The following is a 21,659-nucleotide window of genomic DNA, read 5'->3' as shown; positions in this document are numbered from 1 at the left end:
CCGATGCAGCTGCTGCAGCTGAGGCTGCCCGACTACCGCGGCCTGCGGGACTTCACCCTCGACCTGGAGAGCGCCGTCGACAAAGGGCAGGCCATTGCCGTACTGATCGGTCCCAACGGAGGCGGGAAGTCCCGGATCCTGCACGCGCTCGCGGAGCTCTTCGGGGCTCTCTACCGCTGCGCCCTCGGCCATTCGGGCCGTACGGGCTTCGGATACGAGGTGCGCTACCAGCTCCGCGACACGACCGTCGAGATCGTGCAGCCGTCCGCCGAGGCAGATCCGGTCATGTGGGTGACGGACGCCGCCGGGTCGCGCAACGAGACACCGCGTCGCGACTGGCTCCGCCACCTTCCCGACCACGTCTTCGGGTATCAGGTACACGGCCGGGTCCCACGGGGCTCCGAGTTCGAGCGCCACGTGCACTTCGCCGAGGCGGAGCTGGCGAAGTGGCGCGAGCAGTGGACCGAGTCCTGGTTTGCCTGGCAGGACCGGCCGGAGAACGAGGAGGGGGTGTGGTCGGAGCAGCTAGAGCTGCCGATCACGTGCCCGCTGTACGCCCCGGGATTCCTGTGCACGCCCGACTGGCTCCCCCTGGTCCTGCTCTCCCTGGCCGGCCAGTGGGCGGACGTCTTCGGCGACTACCTCAGGGAGCAGGCCAGGGTGGACGGGGTGGTGTCCGCCACGCTGCACCTGCGCGCCCCCGCGTCGGTAGGGGAGGATCTGTCGGCCCTGCCGTACTGGGGGCTGGGCGGGCCGCCGCGCGCCCTGTTCGCCGAGGCGGCAGCATCCGGCCGCTTCGGACCGGTGCCGGAATCGGACCCGCTGTACAGCGCAGGCACCCCCGACGACGGGTTCGCCCTCACCATGAGCAGCCCCGAGGACGTGCTCGCCTTCCGCAACCTCTTCGACAGCGACCTGTCGATGTTCGGGCTCCTTTCCACTCTTCAGATGGCCAGCTACCTGACGGTCGATGTGCGCGTCCGCAAGGCGGATGGCGCCGTCGTCCGGGCGGACCAACTGAGCTCCGGCGAACAGCAGATCCTTACCGTTCTCGGTCTTCTGCGACTCCAGCGAGGCCAGGAGTCACTCTTCCTCCTCGACGAACCCGACGCGCACTTCCATCCCGAGTGGAGCCGACGCTGGTATTCGTCAGTCCAGAGCATGCTCGGCGATGGACAGCGCTCACAGTTCATCGCCGCCACCCACGAGCCCCTCCTCGTCTCGAACATGCTGCGACAGCAGATCCGGTTAATCGACACGGACGCCGACGGACGGACCACAGCGCTCGTCCCGGACACCAGCCCACGAGGCCAAGGAGCCGGCGGGCTGCTCACCTCGGACCTATTCCGCCTCCGAAGCCAACTCGACGAACACACCCAGGACCTGATCGACACCCAGTACCGCCTCATTCCTGTAGCCGAGGGCGACCCCAGGGCGCGCCGAAAACTCCAGGAGGTCACCGACCAGCTCGACGGACTAGGGTTCGCCACTGGGCGCCGCGATAAGGTGCTCTCCTCCTTCCTGGCGGAACTGCACCGGCGACGCACGGAACTCATCGAACGGGCCCGAAACGGAACTGTGACGGGCGAGGAGCTGGAAGCGACCGCACGCGTCCTCTTCGACGAGCGCTTCTCCCGGGGGGTCTGATCCCGGTGCGCCACGTAGACAACACCGGACTCACCGCTCCACAGCAGTGGGCGGACAGAGCCGCCAAGGAACTCGAGAAGCTCCACGATGACGCGAAGGATGCAGACAAGGAGCTCTCCTTCCGCGAGATGTGGCGGGAGGACGCGATCCGCGACCGGCTGATCGCCCTCATGGACAAATGCTGGTATTGCGAGACCAGGGACAATCGGTCGCCTTACCACGTCGACCACTACCGGCCGAAGTCCGCCGTCGCCGGCGAGGCCAAGCACCGGGGGTACTGGTGGCTCGCCTATGACCCCGCCAATTACCGCCTCGCCTGCCACCATTGCAACAGCGGCGGTGCCCGCTACGGCAATCAAAGCGCCGGGCCGGGCAAGGGAGCCCGCTTCCCTTTACTCGGGCAACGCGCGTCGGTGGGCGAAAGCCTGGAGGGCGAACTGCCGGTGCTCCTTGATCCCGTGCTGGCCGAGGACGCCGATCTCGTCGGATTCGATAGCCAGGGCTACGCCCGGCGCAGGCTCGAAAAGCCCTACTCCGACGACGAGGTGGCCTGGGATCTCTGCCGGGTGGACGAGACCATACGGATACTCGCTCTCAATGCCGACCGGCTCATTGAGACAAGGTCCACCTTGATCGAAAAGGTGGACCAACTCGTCGAGCTATACCTCGTCCGCAGAGACGACGCCGTTGTGGCGCGGTACGCCCGCAAGGAGATCGACGACCTGACCCGGACGACCGCGGAGTGGAGCGCCGCGGCAGCGGCAGCGGAACGCTTGGCGCTCCTCGCCTACAGCCGCTCGGGAGATGAGGTGCCCCCTCAGGGAAGGGCGGGGGGCGATATCGCCGAACGCGCGAGCGACGGAACCGAGCCTGCGGCGGCCATGGCGACGGCTCATCGCGTCGACCTACGGACCCTGGTGGCCGCCTTGCCCCCCGAGGCGTTCTCCACAGGTGGGATCGCGCTGACAGGCCGGGGGAAACGGGGCCCGGCCAGGGCAACGCTGCGAAAGGACGGCATCATCGAGTGCTTCCAGCAGCCCTTGGCCACGCCCACGTCCGCGGCACGGATGGCGACCGGCGACGAGAAGGTGGATGGATGGACCTTCTGGTCGTTGACGGTGGACGGCACGACCAGGACGCTATCCGACCTGCGCGACTTCCTGATCACCTAAGACGGCTGACGGGCACCGCCCGGCACCACGCTCTTCCACACAGCTTGACCAGCCCAACACCGTCAAACGAACCTCACCCATCGGAAATTGGACTTTCCCCGTGACGTTGGACACTCGATGCTTACGCCGCGAGGGCGTGTCCTTGCTCGTGCCGCTGCCGGATCTCCAGCGGGGTCAGGTAGCCCCAATGCGGGTGCTTCCGTAGCCGCTTGCGGTTGTAGAAGGTCTCGATAAAGGTGAAGATCTCGGCGCGGGCGGTGGCTCGGTCGGGCCAGCGGCGGGTGCCGATCTCTTCCTTCAGTACCGCGAAGAACGACTCGGCGACGGCATTATCGAAGCACGAGCCGGTCCGGCCCATGCTCTGCCGCAGCTTCAACCGGCCTATCTCCCGCCGGAGTTCCTCGGACGTGTACTCACTGCCGCGATCCGAGTGCACGATGCAGCCCGGCTGGAACCGACCGCGGCCGGCGGCCATCGCCAGCGCGTCGACGACCAGGGACGCCCGGTGGTGGTCGGCCATCGAGTAGCCGACGATCTCGCGGGTCGCCAGGTCCAGCCAGGTCGCCAGGTAAAGCCAGCCCTCCTCGGTGGCGATGAAGGTGATGTCGCCGACCAGCTTCTCGCCCGGCGCGCTCGCCGTGAAGTCGCGGCCGATCAGATCCGCAGCGGGCACCGCCTTCTTCGCCGGGCGGGTCAGTGAACGGCGTTTGCGCCGGGTGATCCCGGCGATGTCGCGCTCACGCATGATCCGCTCCACGCGCTTGCGGTTGATCCGCCTGCCCGACCTGCGCAGTGCGGCGTGGATGCGCGGCACTGCGTATGCGTGTCCGGAGGCGATGTGCAGCACGGTGATCTCGTGGGCCAGGGCGTCGTCGGCGGCCCGGCGGGCGGCGCGGGCCGGCTCGCCGGCCCGCCAGGCGTAGAACGAGGACCGGGCAACCTTCAGCAGCCGGCACAAGAGAGCAACACCATGGGTGGTCTTCTCCGCTTCGATGAACACGTACACGTCGTTCACCGATCGCTCTCCTTCGCGAAGAAGACCGCCGCTTTTCGCAGCACCTCGATCGTCTCGGCCTGCTCACGGGCCAACTTGCGCAGCCGACGCAGTTCCTCCCGCTCGGCCGTCGTCAGCTCGCCCGGTGCCCCCTGGCCCCGGTCGACCTGGTCCTGCCTGACCCAGTTGCGCAGCCCCTCGGCGCTGACGCCGAGTTCCCGGGCCACCTCGGTGACGGTCCTGCCGGAGGAGCGGACCAGAGCGACCGCGTCCCGCTTGAACTCCTCCGTGTACCGCCTACTGCGGTTGCTCTTGTTTCCCACCTGGCACTACTTCCTCTGGAACCTCACGTCCCAGTCTCCAGGTGTCCAACATCAAGGGGAAGCTTCAGGTCCTGCCCTCACCCCGCCACCGCTACAGCGAAGCGGCTCACATCCGGGCCAAAGAGGACGGCGGACCCGACCTCACCGAGAACTTGCTGTGCCTCTGCCCGAACTGCCACGTCCGCTTTGACGGCGGAGCACTCGTCCTGACCAACGACCTCACGGTCGTCGACACAGTCAAGGACCGCCTCGGAGCCAAGCTCAAGCGCCATCAGTGGCACTACATCAATCCCGACCACGTTCGCCACCACCGCCACCACTGGATCAGCCGCAATTCCGCACCCCTCACGGCTCTGCCCTCGGAACGGCAGAGCAACTGAGCCCGCGGTCAGGCCCCCAAGATCCGGACCATATCTGGGCCAACGGTTGCCCGTCTCCCTTCACACAGCACATTGGCACTGGTCAGAGCCATCCAGACGGTCAGCGTCGTCTGTTCCGCGAACTGCTCACAGCGGGGCAGCGCTCCCCTCGCCCGGGCCCCCGAACACACTCTGATCCGCCCCGTCCTACATCTGTGTTGGTCAATGGGGCCTTGCCGATTCCGGCGGGCGCGCTGACAGCGATCGGTGGCACCACGCGGCTACCGCGGAGTGGCGTGACTTCCCGGTCCGTCGCGAGGTGCTGCTGATCCCGGCGCTGTTTCGGGACCCGGATGCTCAGCGCACCCGGTACTGATGGCGACGATGCGCCCTGGAGGCCACAAAGCGGCCACGGTGGAGTCGCCGGTGCTGCCCGGCGACGCTCGGCACGGGACTGACTTCCGCCGACTCTGCTCGATCCCACATCCAGCGACTGACCAGCGCACGGTGCGCTGAGCGTACGGTGGGTGGACGCTGGCATGAGGCACACGGCTGGAGTCGGTTCACTCATATCGGCCAACAGGTCTCGGTGCTGCTGCGGGTAGCCCTCCCGGTAGTCACTGCGCTCAATTTGCCTCGCCGCTGCGGCGTTCATATCTCTAGCGTGGGTCCATGAATGAGCACGAACCGGTACGCGGTGTTCTGCAGGCGTGGCTGGACGATCTCCGTCAGCAGCCGCCCCGAGAGTGGTCCGTCACAGAGCTGAGCAGACGTCCAGCTTGGGACCAGGTCCGTACGGTGGTGGCTGGCCTCGCGCCGGTCTCCCGGCGCCCGGACCTGTACGGCAAGGACGGGTCAGCGCTCGACGATGAGGTACTGATCACCATGAACGGCCTGGAGCAGGTGGCCGAGGCCGCTGCCACCGGGACCCTCGTGAGCCTGGACGACCTGACGGCGGACTTCACAGCCTTCTGCACGGCTGCGGCGCCCGAGGCACAGACCTGGATCCTGCTGGACATCGACCTTCCACGAGGGGCAGACCTGACGCTGGGGGAATATCGGCTGCAGACCGTTAGCGCCACGAGTCTCGCTCAGCTGATGCCCCTGCCGTCCATGCACCGCTTCATCCGCAACCCGGACCTCGATCCCGACACGCTCGGCGGATCGGCCTTCCTGCAGCAGAGCCTGCCCGGCCAGGCCCTCGCGCGTGGTCGCTCCTGGCTGCCGGACCTTGATCAGCGCCCCGAGCGTCGGCACCTTGACCCGCTGCTGGTCCTGCAGCTGTGGAACCCCGAGGAGAGTGTGCACCCCGAGGCGTACTTCCGCGTCGAGCCCGGACGCCACAGCGAGCTCCGTGCTGGCTCGCCACACATCGAGCCGTACTTCGACCACACCGGCGAGGAAGTGGGCGAGATGCACCGCGCGTTCGGTTATCACGTTCCACCATCTGCGGTGCCCGGCTTCACCGCATTTCTGCACGAAGTCCACGGCATGATCAGCACGGTGCGGTCCCGCACCGTCAAGGACGGACGGTCTGCCCCGACTGCCAGAGCACTGGTTAGTGCGGCCAACCGCCTGGTGCGGGCCGCGCAGCGCACCATGGGAGGCACCTACGTTGATGAGTCTGAAGCAGATGACGTGCTGCTCGACTACGTGATCGCCATGGAGGCCGTCGCGGCCGCCGACGGCAGCGGCGACAGCCGGCGCCGGACCAGCCAGCGGTCGGCCGCGTTGTGGACCCGGGACGAGGACCGCCTAGCCGTGCACAAAACGATCAAGCGCGCCTACGCGCGTCGCTCCCGGTACGCCCATGGAGAAGATCAGACGCCCATCACTGACGAGGAGCTGTTCACCGTCCGGTGCACGGCCTTCGGCGTGTTCCTGCGCTGGCTCGTCCTTACCTCCGCTCTGGGCGAGGAAGTGCTGCAGCACCTCGACGCGTCGCTGCTCTCGCACCAAGAGCGCTGCCGCATCACGAGAGTGCTGGACGCCTTCTTCACAGCGACCCCGCCAGCCACAACACCCGGGGCATGATTGTGAAGCCCATCGTTCCTGACGGCAGGTGGGCGACGTCGACGAGCTTGGCACCTACCCCGAGGAGCAGGCCCGGTTCCTGGCTGTGGACAGAAACCTGAGGGCGGAACAGCTCGCTGGTCGCAGTCCTCAACGAGTGGCTGTGACCAGCACCTTCACACGTCCTTGCAGATCGCCCAGCCCGGACGAGCCGGTGTTGCGGATCTTCGCAAGGCTGGGATCAAGCCGCCTCCCAAAGGCCGTCATCCAAAATGCGGGCCGCCTTGGTGATGCTCCCAGGCATCAGGTGCCGGTAGGTCCGATACGTCTCCTCAATGGACTTGTGCCCCATCCATTCCGCCACATCGGTGATCGGTATCCCGTGGCCGAGCGCGTTTGAGGCAAAGTAGTGTCGGAAGCTGTACATGCCGACACCGTCCTCCACGGGGAGGTTCCTGAAGAGCTTCTGCACGCGGCGGCGTTCCATCGGTTCCGTGTAGTAGCCGCTCGGGCCGCGCAGGAGATAGCCATCCTGCGTGGTGCCGTGCTTCTCCTCGTACCGCTCGATAGCTTCCCGCACCGAGCGCGGCAGAGGGACCTCCCGGAACTCCCCCGCCTTGCGGTGCTTCAGCTTCGCCGGCTTGTGCGTGTTGGAGTGGATCTGCTCATGCACTCGGTAGACGTCATCCGCCACAACGTTGTTGACGTTCACCGCCCGGGCTTCCCCGTTTCGCAAACCGCAGCCCACCATCATGACGATCTCAAGCGCGAGATACTCGTCAGCGGCAGTCAGCGCCTTCTTCACGTAGGCGAGGGGCGGGATGACCACCTTCCGGCGGACGTACTCCGGCTCCTGGACCCCCTTCACAGGATCGTCCGCCATGGCCCCCTTGCCATAGGCATCCCGCAAGATCGCCTTCAGAGTGCGGAAGATGTTCACCTGGTTTCCGCGGCCCACCCCATCGGCCTCCAACTCGTCCAGGAAACGCTCGACCACGATCGGCGTGACAGAGTTCAGCTTCCTTGATCCGAGACGGGGGACGATGTGCACGTTGATGGAGCTGTCGACGTGCCAGCCCGTGGAGTACTCCGTCATCCTCCGCTGCCGCGGCCGCCACTGCTTCGCGTATTCCTCGACCGTCTGCTGACCGAGTTCCCGGCGGGCCTCGGCAACGGACGGCGCCGTCTTCTTTTTCTCCGCATAGATCTGCGTAAGGCGCTCGACCGCGTCGTCCTGCGTGCCGAAACCAGCCTCTTCACGCTGCTTGCCGAGAGCGTCCCGAAACCGAATCGTGTACGGGTGCGAGCAACGGGTCGGCCTGGAACAACCGCACTCCTTGAAGAAGGACCCCATCCCACGAGCGAGCTGTCGAGCCACGCATCAAGCCTTCCGAGCAGGGCGCCGGGCGGCGCAGCAAGCCCCTGCCGTAGGCGCAGGTCAGCAAGCCGGACACCGTCCGGCCTGATGCTGACCGTTTGCTGACCTGGAGGCGGCGATCAGGGCTCTGACCTGCGGAAACACCCAAACGCTAGATCTTGGATTTGAACATGGTACGCAACATCGGGGCACTCCCACAAATAGGCTCCCTGCCTGCGTTTTTGCAGGTCAAGGGCTGTTTCGACACCCTACAACGAGTCGCGGGCAAGGGCAGCCTTCCCCAGGTTTTTCAGGACTCATGCTGCCGACTTTCCTGATGCGGCGTCAGGCGACTGCAGGAGGGCTTCGCCCGCTCTCCCGGAGCCCGCCACAACAACAGCCCAGGACTACGCAGCGCCTTCCGAACGTCGTCCGTGATCACCGTCGCTCGGGCGGCTGGGCGGTAGTCAGGAGCGAAGGCAGTCGGCGGGGAGTTGGGCCACGCGCCGCCGTGGGTCAACTTGCCTGGGCCCTACTCAGCAACACAGGGCGACACACCCATGGGTCACCAAGGAATCCGGGCGGCCAAGGGCTGGTAGCGGGCATACCTGCTGCCCGGCTGTCGCGCCGGGTGGGCGCCGGGTTCCACTGCTCCGGCAGGGGGGACTCGTCGGGGAAGGTGCCATGTCTGGTCAGCCAGGGCTGGGCAGGTCTTGCAGGCGCTCGAACGCAGTGGTGATCACCTGAGTCCAGGGCCGGTGCCGGGGCAGACGGAGCCACCGGCGTCGTCCGGTGGCGCCGAGGTGGGCGGCTGCGGAGAACAGTCGCAGCCGCAGGCGTTTGGGTTCCCAGCGGCGTGCATCGCCCGTGAGGGCGAGCGTGGGCATCCAAGGGAGACGGTCGACGGCGGTCTGGACGATCTCCAGCCAGATGCGGTTCTGGGCGGCGTCGTGCAGGGGAAGGTTGCGCAGGCCGGTGTCGCGGGTGGCGCGGCCGCGGTCCTCGGCGCGAGCGCGTTGGCGGTGCCGCAGCTACAGGGCTGCGATCGGGGGATCGGTGGTGCGTGCGGCGGCCCGCTTTGCGCACTGGCTCTCCCTCAACCGCCGCCCGTTGCCCACGGATGAGCAGGTCCGCACCGAGATGCAGACCGAACTCGGCGAGAGCGTCGATTACCGCCGCAGCCGCTGGCCGAACACAGCCGACCCCCACCTGCTGATCACCAGAAGACATCGACGAGAAGACCGCCATCCGCTACGCGGACTCGGCGCGGGCACTGCTGGAACAGACAGCCGAGCACTCACCACGCAATCGGGAAAAGAACTTGGCCCGGGCTGACGGGACTTGAAGAATGACGGCCATGCGGATTCGACAGGCCTGGCCTGATGATGCGCCAGCGGTCGCCGGTGTCTACGTGCGCTCCTGGCAGGAGGCCTTTGCCGGTCTTGTTCCCCAGCACTACCTCGACGCAATGGACCCGAGCCGCGAAGAGTCCGAGTGGAAGACACGGATCGCGGAAACACGGTGGCCGTCGTCGGGGGTGCTGGTAGCCGAAACCGAGGCCGGGATCATCGGATTCGCAAGTTTCGGCCCGTCTCAGGACATCCCTGTCACCGCGGAAATCGGCACGCTCTACGCGATGCCCGAGGTCTGGGGCACGGAGATCGGAAAGCGGTTGATGCTGGCCACGTTGGCGGCTCTCGGACAGGCCGACTACAGACAGGCCACCTTGTGGGTCCTGGAAGACAACGAACGTGCCCGGCGGTTCTACGAAGGCGCCGGCTGGGGCGCAGACGGCGTAGCCGTGGAGGACTCCACCGGCGGCGCCTCTCTCAACAAGTTGCGCTACCGCCGCCCTCTTGGCCAGCCCGCTCCCCGTCTTGTCCGTCCACTGAGCCCGGAAGCGGCGTGGTCGCGGGTTCGAGTCGAACTCGCGAGTCCGATGCCGTTCGGCATGACGACGGACCCGCGGCAAGGTCGGCGGACGCCCCACGGTCGTCAACGAGGACCTCATCCGCGCGGCCCGCGACATGCTGCCCAACCCGGAGAAGGGAGCGGCACGGCGGCCGGATCGCCGTCGACTCCGCACGGCTGAACTTCCGGCCCGTCTCGCTGGCCACCCTGCCCGCCTGGTGGGCGGCGGAGGCCACACGGCTGGTGGACACATGGCGGCCGCCGACCCCGGCGCCGGGTCAGAACGAGCCGGGCTCGATGATCTCCTCGCCCTCGTCGCGAGGAGGCTCGAACCGGGCGTAGAAGTCGTCCAACGCCGACTCGGTGACGGCCAGCGCGTTCGCGTCCTCACGCCGGTTGCGCTCCTCCAGGCGCCGCAGCAGCTCCTCGCGGGACACCGGGAAGTACAGCAGCCGCGGCCGACCCCCCGCCTCGATGACGAGCTTCTTCCACTCCTCCCGCGCCGAGCGCAGCCACAGCCCGTGATCCAGCACCGCGTCCCGCCCGGCCGCGACCAGGTCGACCAGCTCCTCGCGGACCTCCGCGACCACCGGGGCCTCCAAGGAGAAGTAGCCCCGCTCCGGGTAGTCGACGCCATAGCGGCCGTGCCGGGCGTGCACACGCTCGTCCACGGACAGCCGCACCGCCCCGGCCGACTCCAGCCGCCGACGTGCGTACGTGGTCTTACCCGACCCGGTCAGCCCGACCAGCAGATACACCGTCGGTCCCGACTCCTGATCGCGGGGCGACTCGCCGGACGCTGCCGCCTCCACCGAACTCCTCCTCCGCTGTGGGAACTGCTCCTGCGCCCCCAGCCTGTCATCCTCCGCCCTGCCGCGCGGCGCGATCGCCGCGCCCTCACCCGGGAGTCTGCCGTGACCCCGCCGCTCGTGCTCCAGGCCCTGCGCGCGTACCGGCCTGCTCGTACCGTGAACACGGATGGTCAGACACCATGCTGCCGCGATGCGGCTGGATCCGTCCTGCTGGACCGTCCGGCGAACTGCGAGACTCGGGTCGTGATCACCCCCCGCCGCCCCTTGGGCACCGGCCCCCAACCCTTCGCCGAGCCGGAGCTGTCGCCCAACGGCGACAGCCGCGAGCGAGGCCGCACGGCTGCGGAACGGGCTGCCGCCGAGTCACCTGCCTCCGGGAATGAGGGGCAGGTGGTGACGCGGTCGCCAGGCCGCCGCCGTCTGGGCACAGGGGCCGACCCGCTCTAGTAGATGATCAATTCCAAGGGATGCCTGCGGAGGGTGTGGGGTGGGCGGCGGCCGAAGCCACCGCGAGACGGTCAGGTGGCGTGCTGGCGGTCCTGGTTGTCGAGGTGGCGGCCGGCGGTCAGGCGCCAGGGTCGACTTCGGGGTGCGTGAACCGCACGGGCTTGCCCAGCGACCGGGCGTAGGCGATTTCGGCTCGGGTGCTGTCTCCGATGTAGTCGCCGACTACGAGCACCTCATCAGCGAGCCGGATCTTCGCCCGGTGCAGATCATCAAGTCGAACCTTCAGCGCCTCAGCCTCGACAGGATCGGACCAAAGTTCGTGCGGCGACTTCATGTCACAGCCCGGTTTGACGACAATCTTTCCGGCTTTGGTCTCCCGCAGATCGGCCTCGTTCATCTCGGTCATGAAGCGGGTGGAGCCGCAGATCACGACGATACGCGGGAGGCTCAACAGTTTCTTCGCGTCGGCGAGCTTCTCCTCGGGGGTGAGCAGCTGCGGGTATGACACTGGTTCCTCCTGGTGGTGTGGTCCAAGGGTGCCTGCGGAGACCAGAACGAGGATGTCCGAGATCGTTTTGTGACGAACGACGTGGACACCCTCGCGACAGCACTCTATGCGACGACCGACGACACGCTGAAGGAGCATCCCGACCTGGCGCCGTGGCGCCCGCCGGTCGGCATTGCGCCCCGCCTGAGGCCAAATGGCTCCGCCATGCCCGTGCCCACCTGCGCCACCTCTTCCCCTGCCTGCCCCAGCAGCCCGGCTACAACAAGCGGGTACGCAAGGCCGCCGGTCTGATGCGAAACGTCAACCGGATCCTGGCCACCACCACCTCGGTGTGGAGCGACGACGTATGGGTCGTGGACTCCACCCCGGTGCAATGCGGCCGCTCCCGCGAGACCGTCAAACGCTCCGACCTGGCAGGCTGGGCCGAATACGGCTACGGCGCCAGCCACAGCCGCTTCTTCTGGTGCCTGCGCCTGCACCTGGTCTGCACCCCTCAGCCAAGGCCGACGAACGCGAGACCCTCCTCGACCTCCTGGCCGCCGAATGCGAGCTTCTGCGAGAGCGCCCCCGACAGACTCGCATCGGCGACAAGAACTACTTCGGCCGTGGTTTCGAACGCGAACTGTCGCTGCGGCAGGTCATCGAATCGATCAACGAGACCTTCAAGGGACAGCTTGACCTCGAACGGCACCGAGGGCGCACACCCGGCGGTGTCATAGCCCGCGTCATGCAACGCATCCTCGCGCCGGCCTCCGCGATCTGGCACAACGACGCGACCGGACAAACCGTCCTACGCTCACTGATCGCCTACGATCACTGACCCCTTGGACCAGATCATCCAGTTGTGCCACATCAGCCAACTTTCGCCCTGTCGGCGGCTGGTACGCCGTCAGGACAGACTGCGCCGCATGGAGAAGTCGGCCGGCCGCCATGAGTCGTCCCCGCGTCCCAGCACTGCATCTCAGGGCATCCCAGGGACCTCTGTTTCCGCAGTTCAACAGGGGTGGGATCGTTCCATCGTCGCAGGTGTGGCGACAGGCGTTGTGTGGATCCCCGCCGTCCTCGAAGCTGTGGGTGTCGCACCGGCCGAGGCAGAACGACCGCCCCGGCAGCAGCACGGCAACGACACCTACCCTGCGCCTGCGTACCGGGACACCTGTGTGCCCGAGTACTCAAGGTGCGGCGTTCGGCTCCCCGCGGCGCCCGCCGCCACACGCCGGCCCCGGGGCGAAGACACCGGGCCGACTCCTGTCCGATGGGGCAGTCGGGCCGTCCCGTCCCTCGAATCGGACGCGGACGAGATGGCGACAAGTCGGCAGGCGCCTTCGGCACGGAAGCCGGAATCGGCCGAGAGCAACCACATACGGACCAGAGAAGGAAGACGCACATGAACAGGAAGTCCTCCGCACACCGTCGTCCGGGCCGCCGCGCGGCCGTCGCCGCCGGCCTCGTCCTGGCTGTCGGACTCGGTGTGTCGACACAGGTGTCGGCACAGGCGTCCGTCCACGCCCCCGCAAAGGCGCCCGCCGCCGCATCGCAGTCGGTCAGCGGCACGTCCGGCCAGTCGGTGACCCGGGTCGCCGACTTCTACGGCGCGTACATCGACGCGAAGGGCGACTACGCGGACCCGGACGTCACGCTGGCCACGGCGCTCCGCAAGCACTACCTGACGCCCGACTTCGCCAACCGGCTGGCGGCGTGGGAGAAGAAGAACGGGTCGGACGGCGTCCTGCGTGCCCAGAATGTCCCGGCGCAGTGGACGGTGAGCGACAACGGCGCCGTGGGTAACGGCCATGAGGTCATCGTCACCCTGGCCTTCGGCAGTGGGGAGACGACGCAGAAGATCAAGCTTTTCGTGCTGCTGGAGCGGTACAACCACATCAGCGACATCGCCACCACGAGCGCCCGCTGACGGCGGAGCGGTGCCCTCTGCCGGAAGTCTGGGCAGCCGGCCGTTGCTCACGCAGGACCTGCCGCCTGCTCGGACGCGTTGTGTCATGATCGCGTCGGCCGCACGGCTCCGGCCCGGGCACCTTCCGCGGGGCCGTCGAACGCACCGAACTCCTGGTTCCACGGCTTCCGATGCCTGCGCATCCGCTGGGAGAGGCGCGACGACAACCACGAAGCATTCCTCGGCCTTGCCGTCTGCCTGATCACTCACCGTCACGTGAAGCGGCTTTGTCAGGGCTTCCAGGAGTCGAGGGGCACCCATTGACGCACACCGTCGCCGTTCGTGCCGTACCAGTAGTGGGGCAGGCCCTTGATGCTGTTGGTGCGGAACGGGCGGCCGTGGTCGTCGATGCGGACCGTGCCGGTGCGGCCCTGGGAGGACCAGTCGAGTTCCAGGTACCAGTGGCAGTCGTAAGCCTCGGTCGTCGCGGTGACCAGCAGCACCTCCGGGTCCTCGGCGGAGACGCGGTAGGGGAACTGCACCGCGGGGACGGGCTTTCCGCTGTCATTGCCGGGGCCCGCGTGGGCGATCGGGCGGTTGACGTCCAGGTCGACGGAGAACTCACGGGGCGCCAGGTCGCTGCCACAACCCTGGCCCATGGCGTACGCGTTGCCGGTGACCGGGGCGCCGCGGCTGTCGATGCGGACCTTGAGAGCCTCCAGGACCACGGCCGTGGACGACTTCCCCTGCACCGAGATCTGCACCCTCGTCTGCCGCCCGGGCACCGCCCCCTGCGTCGCCGCCCACGCCCCGGTGTCCTGCTGCGCCGGCGGCGGGGGCACCTGGGCCGGCTTCTTCGCGATGACGTAGTCGTGCCCGCAACCGCCCTGCCAGATCTGCGAGTCGGCGGTCCAGGCGAGCGGCACACCGGTCGTCACCGGGGCGTCGCTCTTCGTGTCCGCCGACGGTCCGCCCTTCGACTCGGGGCTCCCCGAAGCCCGTACTCCTGCGGAGGGCGAGGCCGATGAACGACTGGAGGAAGGGCTGGTTGCAGTGGCAGAGGGGCGGTGTGACGTACCGGTTCCTGTTGTACGGGACCGACCGGGGGCCTTGGCGGAGTTGTCGTGAGACCGACCGGCCGACAGCGCCGGCAGACTGCCCAGCGTCACCAGTAACACGGTCGCCGCGGCGGCACCGACGGCGGTGCGGCGACGGCGGTACCAGGGCCGTCCGCTCGAACGGGCCGCATCCCACTGGGCCGTCGGCTCGGGACTTCCCGGTCCGGGAGCGCCGGGAATGGGCGGCCAGGCGTCGGGTGCGCCCGTGTCCAGTGGCGGCGGTGCACCGCTGCTGCTGCCCCCGTCACCACCGATGCCGTCCGCGCCGTCACCCACGCCCTGCACCGTCCGGATGTCCGGACCCGAAGCCCGCTCGCCCCCTGCCTGCTCCAGCGCCCCCTCGGCCTTTGTCGGCTCCGTCGTCTCCTCGGCCCGTGTCGGCTCCGTCGCCCCCTCACCCGCCCGAGACCGCTGTCGTGCCGCCACCGCGAGCAGCCACAGGCGGTGCAGTTCGAGGCGTTCCTCAGGTGTCGCCCCGCAAAAAGCGGCCAGACGCTCCACCGGGGCGTAGTCCTGCGGGACCGCCTCGCCCGCGCAGTAGCGGTGCAGCGTGGAGGTGTTCATGTTGAGGCGCCGGGCCAGGGAGCCGTAGCTCCGGTCCGTGCGGTCCTTCAGCCGGCGCAGCAGCGCCGCGAACTGCTCGACGTCATCCCCGGTCGACACCGTTCCCCCGTCCTCCCACATGTCCCCCCGTCCCAGACGGTCCATGTAACTGCACGTCAGATGGGCTGGGTTGGTTCCACCGTCACCGGACGGACGTTCGGCGTTGCGCCGGGCCGCCGTGACGGCTGACGCTCTTGGTGCCGCACCGCCCAAAGCCGGACCGCCCAGCCGGCGACGGCCGACGTCAACATGGCCGCCAGGGGGTGAGCGCGGGTTTGCGGCCGGTGTAGGCGCCGCGGGCCTTGACCGCGGCGATGCCCTCGCGTTGGCGTTCGAGGATCAGGGCGCGCTCGAATTCGGCGAACGCGCCCATGACCGACAGGAGCAGGGTGGCCATGGGGTTGTCCTCGCCGGTGAAGGCAAGGTCCTCCTTGGCGAACTCCACACGGACGCCCTTGTCGGTCAGGCAAACCGGCGAAGACGCCGACGCGGAAGGCTCCGCCGAAGAGGGCGGGGGCCGCCTCGGCACGGGCCCGCGGCCGTGGCAGCGCCGGCAGGAGTGAGCTGCAGGAGCTGAGCCAGGCACAACTGTACCGGCGGGCGACCGAACAGGAGTTTCCCGGCCGGTCGAAGACGAGCCGCGAGCAACTCATCGACGAGCCGCCGCCTTGGTCAGCCGCTTCGCAGCCGTGACGGTCTGCTCCCCCCGCGGCCCCGAGGCCACCACGGCGTGGTTGTAGCCCTTGGCGGGAGGCAAGCCCCGGGGCGTACGAGGTGGAGCATCGTCACGTCCTACTCATCCGGGTCCCAGGCGCTGAGCTGCTCGAAGAGACGTCGGTCGCCGTCGAGCTTCAGGGAGTTGATCGGGATACGGTCGTGCAGGATGAGGACCAGCTCGCCGGCCGTGCCCAGCGCGGAGGCGGCGGCCGCGTCCGGATCCGCCGGGCCGGCCTTCCGCAGCACATCGGCGAGGGGCGCCGCGCCTTGATGGAGGACCTCTCCGCCGCCGGCCGTGTGGCTTCGTCGGTGTAACGCGAGAACGGTTGATGCCGAGTTCAGGCAACGGATGTTGATCAAGCGGGTCCAGAATGATGTCGAGTTCCGAGAGCGGCTCGCCGAGAAACGGCGTTGTCGGTGGGTTCTGCCAGGGTGTGCTTCGTGGATGAACTTGTGGAGCGTGTCGACTGTCAAGATCGTGTCCTGGGGGTGGTCAGCCGTCGGGAGGCCATCCGGGAGGGTTGGCTGCATCGGGTCGCCGTGACGGTGTGTCGTGATGAGCGTGGCCGGATCCTCGTCCATCGGCGGTCGGAGCAGGTATCGCGCTTCCCCGGGCTCTACGAGGTCGGGGTCGGTGGCGCCGCAAATGTCGGCGAGTCCTATGAACAGGCCGCCGCGCGGGAGCTGGCCGAAGAGCTGGGCATTCGTGCGCTGCCGCGCCTGCTGTTCACGTTCATCAACCGCAGCGGCTTGAGCCCTCACTGGCTCGGCGTGCACGAAGCCGTGGTGCCGGACGCCGTGGTCCCCGATTCCGATGAGGTCGCCTGGCATGGCTGGCTGACCGAGCCGGAGCTCGGCTCGGCCCTGTTGGAGTGGCGCTTCACCCCCGACAGCCACGAAGCCTTCAGCCGGTATCTCGCGTTCCGGACCGAGCAGTCCTGACTTTTCTCGCCTCTTCCGTCGGGCCCCTCAGCCCAGGGACCGTTGTTCGGCTCGGGCCCGGGTGGTCGCGAGGCGGTAGGAGTCGGTGCCGGTCTCGACGATGTTGCCGCCGAAAGTGAGGCGGCCAACGATGGCAGCGCAGAGGCGGGGGTCGGTGAAGGTCTTGCTCCATCCTCCGAGGGACTCGTCGGAAGCGATGGCCACGCTGTTGCGAGGAGCGGTGGGCCGCCGGAATCCTCGACTCGGAGTGCGCGGAGCTGGAGGTGACCGACGCGGAAATGACCGAGCCAGTCCATCACATGCTCGCCGCCCGCGTTCTCCTGCCCGCCGAGCACTTCCTCGACTCCGTTTACACATCCGCCGAGTTGATCGTGGGCATGAAGAAGAACTTCGGGGTCACCCTGGTCACCCCGGTCCTGCTGAACAGCTCACCCCAGGCACGTGCCGACGCCGGCTTCGACCGCACCGCGTTCACCATCGACTGAGACAAGCGGCAGGCCACCTGCCCACGCGGGGAAACCAGCACCTGGTGGAGTCCCGCCCCCCCCCAGCGCGGCACCAAGGCCATCGTCATCAATTCGACAAGGAGACATGCCGTCCTTGCCCAGTGCGCGACCAGTGCACCCGCTCGAAGACCGGCGGCCGAACCCTCTCCCTGCAACCCCGCGAGCTGCAAGAAGTCCTCGACCGTGCCCGCCTCCAGCAAAGCGACGAGCAGTGGAGAGCCAAGTACGGAACCCGCGCAGGCGTCGAGGGAACCATCCACCAGGCCATCGCGGTCACCGGGATAGGACGTGCCCGCTACCTCGGTCTCCAGAAGACCCACCTGGAGCACGTCCTCTCCGCCGTTGCACTCAACCTCATTCGCCTCGATGCCTGGTGGAACGGCCACCCACTCGACCGCACCCGCGTCAGCCACCTAGCCCGCCACGACCTCTCCCTCACCGCGTGAGAACCCGTCTTTGAACCCTTGATCAGGGCGAATCAGCTGAACGGCTGGTACTCGTGGAGTGCCCGGCCAGCCTTTTCAGTCGCCCGAGTGGGCCCTGGCGTCACCTTCGCCAGAACAGGTGGTGCGTCACGCCGCTCGGGCTGGGCACGACCTCCAGGTGGAACCGGTCGAGCAGCTCATCGGGGGACTCCCACAGCCGTAGTCCGGACCCGAGCTTTACCGGTGAGACCGCCACATGCATGGTGTCGACGAGGCCGGCGTCGAGAAACTGCCGGATGGTGGTAACCCCACCACCGAGTCGGACGTCCTTGCCCTGCGCCGCTTCCCGCGCACGCTCGAGGACGGTGGCCGGGCCGCCGTCGACGAAGTGGAACGTGGTGTCGGAGAGCGTGAACGACGGACGCTCGTGATGGGTCATGACGAACACCGGCGTGCGGAACGGGGGCTCCTCCCCCCACCAGCCGCGCCACTCATGGTCCTGCCAGGGGCCGCGCTGGGGCCCGAACTTGTTGCGGCCCATGATCTCGGCACCGATGTTGCGCGCGAAGTCTCGCGTGAAGTAGTCGTCGAGGCCCCGGCTCCCGCCGGGATCCGTGCGCATGGGCCAGCTCGCCGTGGCTCCGGCCCAGGCGAACAGCCTCTCGGGACGGTCGAGGCCGAACGGCCGCTCGGGACTCTGGTGCTCACCGGTACCGATACCGTCACTCGAGACGTTGAAGTTCATGACTTTCAGCAGTTGATCCACGTGTTTCCTCGTCAGGTCCTGTCGCGTCATCGTGTGGCGAGGCGCCGCACATCATGACGTCGAACGGGACGTGGCCGGATCGACAGCGGCCCGCAACTTTTTTTCAAGGCGCGTCAGGAAGCAGCCTCGCCGGCCATGAGGCCGTGACGGACGCGGACGGCTCGGCGGTTCAAAGATGGGTTCTGACGGAATAAGCCAGCAGGATCGATGACAGAGTTCTTACCGACACCCCGTGGCCCCGCTACGCCTCGCGGGGCCGCCCCTGAGGCATGTCCCCCTGCCGCCGCTCGTCGACCGTCCGGGAGGCCTGCGGGCCGCCCGCAACCCCGGCTGTGGCCACCGGTACGCGTGGCCGGTGACCGACGTGTCCCCGTGCAGGTCGACCTCGACCTGGTAGTACACCGACCCGTCCGCCCAGTCCTGCCGCGCGGGGAGCGGCGCTTCTCTACGTGCCCAGCTACACACCGCCTTGCCGCCCAACGGCCGACCGCGCCCTGATCGACGCGGCCCGCGCGGCAGGGACCCAGCGGAGGTCCGGCGCGGATAACCACGAAGCGGCCACTGAGTTGTGGAACGCCCTACGCGCGTCCTTCACGCCCCTGACCGGCGAAGGGCTGCCGGCGCTGGGCCCCCTGGAGAGGTCTGCGGCGACCCCCGGCGGCAGGGTACGGATCCTGCTGCGCGAACTCCTCGCCCACGCAGTCACGTTCGACGAGGCGAACTGCCGCTGGCATCTGCGCGCGCACCGTGTCGGCCGACGCGTGTACGAGGAAGCGCGCCTGGTGCGGGTAGACCCGGCTCGCCACACCCTCCTGCACGTACGTCGCCGCGTCGGGCGCCGCGCGCAGGCAAAAGCGCCAGGTCCGTGCGGACGCGTCGGTCATCCGGTCGACACGGAAGCTGCGCCAGTCGTCGCGATCGAGGTCGTAGGCGAGGAGGTACCAGCGCCGGTCGGAGGCGACAAGGCGGTAGGGCTCGACCCGCCGCCGTCGCACCCCGGTCCCGGACGGGTAGTCGAAGCTGGCCTCGGCCTCGTCGCGGCAGGCTCTGGCCAGCGTCATGAGCACCTCGGGGTCGACCGGCGTGCGGCCTCCGCCAAAGGACTCCACCGAGCCGGAGAGCGCGCGCACCTCGTGCCGAAGCTGGGCGGGTAGTACCTGGTCGAGCTTGGTCAGTGCCCGGAGTGCGGCGTCGCCGGCGCCGGCGACCGCGCTCGTCAGTACCCCGCAACAGGGTGTCGCTGAACGAGGGAATGAAGTCCTCCCCGCCGACGCGGGGAGCGCCCTGCACGAGACCGTCGACCGCATCATGCTCGGCACCGGCCTGGCCCACCTACCCGCGGTGGACCGTTGACCCGGGCACTGTCGCGACAAAACGGGTCGGTGCTCCCGGCAGGGGTGGCCATAGCGGGTGCGATCCGGTACCCGCTCGCCCGTCGGCATCAGGGGGCCGCGTTGCCTGCGACCTCAGCCAACTCGTCGGCCGACTCAGAGGTCAGGCGGTAGAACCCTTGGAGGCTGATCGAGCGCTCGAGGCGGCCATCCTGCACGTACTTCAGACCGCGGGTTTTGCCCCGGCGGTTACGCCAGGTGAGCCTCGCCAGAAGATCGCCGGGGATCGGTATGTCGAAGCGTACAGGCGTCGCGTCCACGTGCACCGCCGCGGCGCCGCAGCCGCCGGCACCGAGCATCGACCAGTCGCCGTGCCCGGGAAACGCCGGGTCCTGCCACGTCGCGGGGGCGGTGCCGCAGCAGTCGCGCCGCTCCACGTCGATCACCCGCATGCGGCTCACCACGTACACGATGCACCGGTTGACGTGCAGCGCGTACACCTCGTCTCCAGCACGGGCGCCCGACCAGGCAGGCAGGGAAGAATGCACGCCGCTGAAGGCGACCGGCGGCCGCTCACCCACGCGACCCGCCTTACGCAGGGCACGGCACGTGTCATGGGTCCACAAGACGGTGAAGGCGTCAGACATGCCGTGATCTTATGAACGAGGACTGACATTGATGCTGATACTCAGGTTCCGGTGGTCGTGGCTCAAGGTCTGACTGACGCCCTGCTGGGCTGTCTTCCTGCTGTTCTGTCCGACTGCCGGGACCTGTTCTCATGGCTCCGGCCGGGCGGAACATGACCTTATAGGGGCTTGGTCCAGAAGCCCCTTCAATGTCCTGTCTGCTCTACCCGGCCGGTGCCCACCTCCGGTTGGGAAGGCAACATCAGCACCGCCGCCGGATACGCCGCAGCCCTGGCCTTTCTGACCGCCCACGGCCGGGTCATCTCGATCGGCACCAGGTCACAGCGGCGAGACAGCCATGGCAGCAGCCGGCACCGTCATCATTGACCGGTGACTACATGGATGCGCTGCTACTGGGACGAGGAAGACACCTGGTTCTACTTCGAGGTGGACGCCGAAGGGTGGGTGATCCGGCAGGTCGAACTCGAAGGGCCTGAGCTGATCCCGATCGCAGCTGCATCTCTCACCGAGTGGCAGCGGGCCTACGACGCAGGCCGCCTCGATGAGTACGACAGCAGGTTCGGGATCACAGCCGAGACGCCCGTCCCGGAATGGGAAGGCCACGGTCCCGAACAACTCACCTTCGAGGAGTTCGAGGAAGTCTGGGGGTCTGCCCGTCGCCAGATTGCATCCCGGCCCAGCTGACCTCTCGGCCTCGTGGAGACTTCTTGGCATCATCCCGACATGCCCCCGACTCTTCCCCGCACTGTCCGAGCCGTCGACACCGCTCATCTCCTGGACCTGGCCCAGGAGGCCGCCATGCATGGCTTCAGCCAGCGGCTCCCGGTCGACTGGCTACGAGAGCACCTCGCCGCAGAAGCGACGCACTACCTGTTCCCGACACTCGTGCAGCGGCTCACGCACCGTCCCGAGGTGCCGCTGCAGTGGAGGTGCCAGCAACTGCTGACCGTCAGCACCGGCGAACAGATCTGGGGCCTTCTCGACGTCCTTCCCGACACCTTTGACAAGATCCCGGAGACCTTGGACACGGCGTCCAAGAAGGACATCGTCAGCCGCATGGAGCGTGCCGTCACCGTGCGCGAGTGGGTGGAGTGGAGGGCTGCTGATACCGGTCCTGAAGAGATGCCACGACCCTGAGATATGGGGCAACCGGCCAGGTCCGACAACAGC

General features: G+C 68.0%; 22 protein-coding genes and 5 pseudogenes. 14 read left to right on the top strand and 13 right to left on the bottom strand.

Features of this window, described 5'->3' with window-relative positions; genetic code table 11:
* Positions 1–3: 3 nt before the first annotated feature.
* Positions 4–1,647 (top strand): ATP-binding protein, encoded by a 1,644-nt coding sequence (locus CG719_RS21145; RefSeq protein WP_159024926.1) that lies wholly within the window; start codon positions 4–6, stop codon positions 1,645–1,647.
* A 5-nt stretch (positions 1,648–1,652) separates the two neighbouring features.
* Positions 1,653–2,819 (top strand): HNH endonuclease, encoded by a 1,167-nt coding sequence (locus CG719_RS21140; RefSeq protein WP_100570221.1) that lies wholly within the window; start codon positions 1,653–1,655, stop codon positions 2,817–2,819.
* 121 nt (positions 2,820–2,940) lie between these two features.
* On the opposite strand, the gene CG719_RS21135 is transcribed toward CG719_RS21140, so the two are convergent.
* Together CG719_RS21135 and CG719_RS21130 are read right to left on the bottom strand one after the other, a co-directional pair.
* On the bottom strand, positions 2,941–3,834 hold the full coding sequence (locus CG719_RS21135) for an IS3 family transposase (RefSeq protein ID WP_100570220.1): 894 nt from the start codon (positions 3,832–3,834) through the stop codon (positions 2,941–2,943).
* Positions 3,831–4,136 carry a transposase gene (locus CG719_RS21130; RefSeq protein ID WP_065001072.1) on the bottom strand — a complete coding sequence of 102 codons (306 nt, stop codon included), beginning with the start codon at positions 4,134–4,136 and terminating at the stop codon, positions 3,831–3,833. The genes CG719_RS21135 and CG719_RS21130 overlap by 4 nt, the downstream gene beginning before the upstream one ends.
* A gap of 41 nt (positions 4,137–4,177) precedes the next feature.
* Between CG719_RS21130 and CG719_RS21125 the strand changes: the two genes are divergently transcribed.
* Positions 4,178–4,516: an HNH endonuclease gene (locus CG719_RS21125; RefSeq protein WP_100570219.1), complete on the top strand. Its 339-nt coding sequence runs from the start codon at positions 4,178–4,180 to the stop codon at positions 4,514–4,516.
* 651 nt (positions 4,517–5,167) lie between these two features.
* Positions 5,168–6,529 carry a HEPN domain-containing protein gene (locus CG719_RS21120; protein ID WP_159024925.1) on the top strand — a complete coding sequence of 454 codons (1,362 nt, stop codon included), beginning with the start codon at positions 5,168–5,170 and terminating at the stop codon, positions 6,527–6,529.
* A 220-nt stretch (positions 6,530–6,749) separates the two neighbouring features.
* On the opposite strand, the gene CG719_RS21115 is transcribed toward CG719_RS21120, so the two are convergent.
* A complete protein-coding gene (locus tag CG719_RS21115) occupies positions 6,750–7,862 on the bottom strand; it encodes a tyrosine-type recombinase/integrase (RefSeq protein ID WP_100570217.1) in 1,113 nt (370 codons plus the stop codon).
* Between the two features lie 695 nt (positions 7,863–8,557).
* Positions 8,558–8,935, bottom strand: a pseudogene (locus CG719_RS21110) (transposase); the annotation flags it as partial.
* On the opposite strand from CG719_RS21110, the gene CG719_RS35870 reads away from it, so the two are divergent.
* Both CG719_RS35870 and CG719_RS21105 read left to right on the top strand, forming a co-directional pair.
* On the top strand, positions 8,925–9,200 hold the full coding sequence (locus CG719_RS35870; protein ID WP_199836726.1) for a hypothetical protein: 276 nt from the start codon (positions 8,925–8,927) through the stop codon (positions 9,198–9,200). The pseudogene CG719_RS21110 and the gene CG719_RS35870 sit on opposite strands and share 11 nt — an antisense overlap.
* A gap of 22 nt (positions 9,201–9,222) precedes the next feature.
* Positions 9,223–9,957, top strand: a complete 735-nt coding sequence (locus CG719_RS21105) for a GNAT family N-acetyltransferase (RefSeq protein ID WP_234375684.1) — start codon at positions 9,223–9,225, stop codon at positions 9,955–9,957.
* 97 nt (positions 9,958–10,054) lie between these two features.
* Here the strand turns inward: CG719_RS21105 and CG719_RS21095 are convergent, their stop codons facing one another.
* Both CG719_RS21095 and CG719_RS21090 read right to left on the bottom strand, forming a co-directional pair.
* On the bottom strand, positions 10,055–10,588 hold the full coding sequence (locus tag CG719_RS21095) for an ATP-binding protein (RefSeq protein WP_199836706.1): 534 nt from the start codon (positions 10,586–10,588) through the stop codon (positions 10,055–10,057).
* Between the two features lie 565 nt (positions 10,589–11,153).
* A complete protein-coding gene (locus tag CG719_RS21090) occupies positions 11,154–11,543 on the bottom strand; it encodes a hypothetical protein (protein ID WP_199836705.1) in 390 nt (129 codons plus the stop codon).
* A gap of 69 nt (positions 11,544–11,612) precedes the next feature.
* Between CG719_RS21090 and CG719_RS21085 the strand changes: the two are divergent.
* The 3 genes and pseudogenes from CG719_RS21085 to CG719_RS36580 all read left to right on the top strand — a co-directional run.
* A pseudogene (locus CG719_RS21085) lies at positions 11,613–12,363 on the top strand (IS982 family transposase).
* Positions 12,364–12,930: 567 nt separating this feature from the next.
* Entirely contained in the window at positions 12,931–13,455 is a 525-nt protein-coding gene (locus CG719_RS21080; RefSeq protein WP_100570216.1) for a hypothetical protein, read from the top strand.
* 101 nt (positions 13,456–13,556) lie between these two features.
* Positions 13,557–13,758: pseudogene (locus CG719_RS36580) on the top strand (hypothetical protein); the annotation flags it as partial.
* Here CG719_RS36580 and CG719_RS21075 read toward each other — a convergent pair.
* From CG719_RS21075 to CG719_RS35460, 3 genes are all read right to left on the bottom strand, one after another.
* Complete coding sequence (locus CG719_RS21075) at positions 13,725–15,236, bottom strand: helix-turn-helix domain-containing protein (RefSeq protein ID WP_100570215.1); 1,512 nt, start codon at positions 15,234–15,236, stop codon at positions 13,725–13,727. The pseudogene CG719_RS36580 and the gene CG719_RS21075 overlap by 34 nt on opposite strands.
* A gap of 163 nt (positions 15,237–15,399) precedes the next feature.
* The gene (locus tag CG719_RS36575; RefSeq protein ID WP_267895364.1) at positions 15,400–15,684 is read right to left on the bottom strand and encodes a recombinase family protein; all 285 of its coding nucleotides are present in this window, start codon (positions 15,682–15,684) and stop codon (positions 15,400–15,402) included.
* Positions 15,685–15,947: 263 nt separating this feature from the next.
* Positions 15,948–16,118, bottom strand: coding sequence for a hypothetical protein (locus tag CG719_RS35460; protein ID WP_159024924.1), 171 nt, complete (start codon positions 16,116–16,118; stop codon positions 15,948–15,950).
* A 195-nt stretch (positions 16,119–16,313) separates the two neighbouring features.
* Between CG719_RS35460 and CG719_RS21065 the strand changes: the two genes are divergently transcribed.
* The gene (locus tag CG719_RS21065) at positions 16,314–16,814 is read left to right on the top strand and encodes an NUDIX hydrolase (RefSeq protein WP_442802740.1); all 501 of its coding nucleotides are present in this window, start codon (positions 16,314–16,316) and stop codon (positions 16,812–16,814) included.
* A 27-nt stretch (positions 16,815–16,841) separates the two neighbouring features.
* On the opposite strand, the pseudogene CG719_RS21060 reads toward CG719_RS21065, so the two are convergent.
* A pseudogene (locus CG719_RS21060) lies at positions 16,842–17,027 on the bottom strand (ATP-binding protein); the annotation flags it as partial.
* A gap of 65 nt (positions 17,028–17,092) precedes the next feature.
* Here CG719_RS21060 and CG719_RS35860 point away from each other — a divergent pair.
* Positions 17,093–17,299, top strand: coding sequence for a hypothetical protein (locus CG719_RS35860; RefSeq protein WP_199836725.1), 207 nt, complete (start codon positions 17,093–17,095; stop codon positions 17,297–17,299).
* Between the two features lie 122 nt (positions 17,300–17,421).
* Positions 17,422–17,766: a transposase gene (locus CG719_RS35455; protein ID WP_159024923.1), complete on the top strand. Its 345-nt coding sequence runs from the start codon at positions 17,422–17,424 to the stop codon at positions 17,764–17,766.
* 100 nt (positions 17,767–17,866) lie between these two features.
* Here CG719_RS35455 and CG719_RS21050 read toward each other — a convergent pair whose 3' ends face one another.
* From CG719_RS21050 to CG719_RS21035, 3 genes and pseudogenes are all read right to left on the bottom strand, one after another.
* On the bottom strand, positions 17,867–18,511 hold the full coding sequence (locus CG719_RS21050) for a dihydrofolate reductase family protein (RefSeq protein WP_100570213.1): 645 nt from the start codon (positions 18,509–18,511) through the stop codon (positions 17,867–17,869).
* Positions 18,512–19,221: 710 nt separating this feature from the next.
* Positions 19,222–19,716: pseudogene (locus tag CG719_RS21045) on the bottom strand (helix-turn-helix transcriptional regulator); the annotation flags it as partial.
* Between the two features lie 236 nt (positions 19,717–19,952).
* Positions 19,953–20,489, bottom strand: coding sequence for a hypothetical protein (locus CG719_RS21035; RefSeq protein ID WP_100570212.1), 537 nt, complete (start codon positions 20,487–20,489; stop codon positions 19,953–19,955).
* Between the two features lie 381 nt (positions 20,490–20,870).
* Between CG719_RS21035 and CG719_RS21030 the strand changes: the two genes are divergently transcribed.
* Positions 20,871–21,173, top strand: coding sequence for a hypothetical protein (locus CG719_RS21030; protein ID WP_100570211.1), 303 nt, complete (start codon positions 20,871–20,873; stop codon positions 21,171–21,173).
* A 39-nt stretch (positions 21,174–21,212) separates the two neighbouring features.
* Positions 21,213–21,626 (top strand): hypothetical protein, encoded by a 414-nt coding sequence (locus CG719_RS21025; RefSeq protein WP_100570210.1) that lies wholly within the window; start codon positions 21,213–21,215, stop codon positions 21,624–21,626.
* Positions 21,627–21,659: the final 33 nt, after the last annotated feature.

The sequence above is a fragment of the Streptomyces sp. CB01373 genome, assembly GCF_002803075.1.
GTDB lineage: Bacteria > Actinomycetota > Actinomycetes > Streptomycetales > Streptomycetaceae > Streptomyces.
This window is presented reverse-complemented; position numbering and strand designations above follow the sequence as displayed.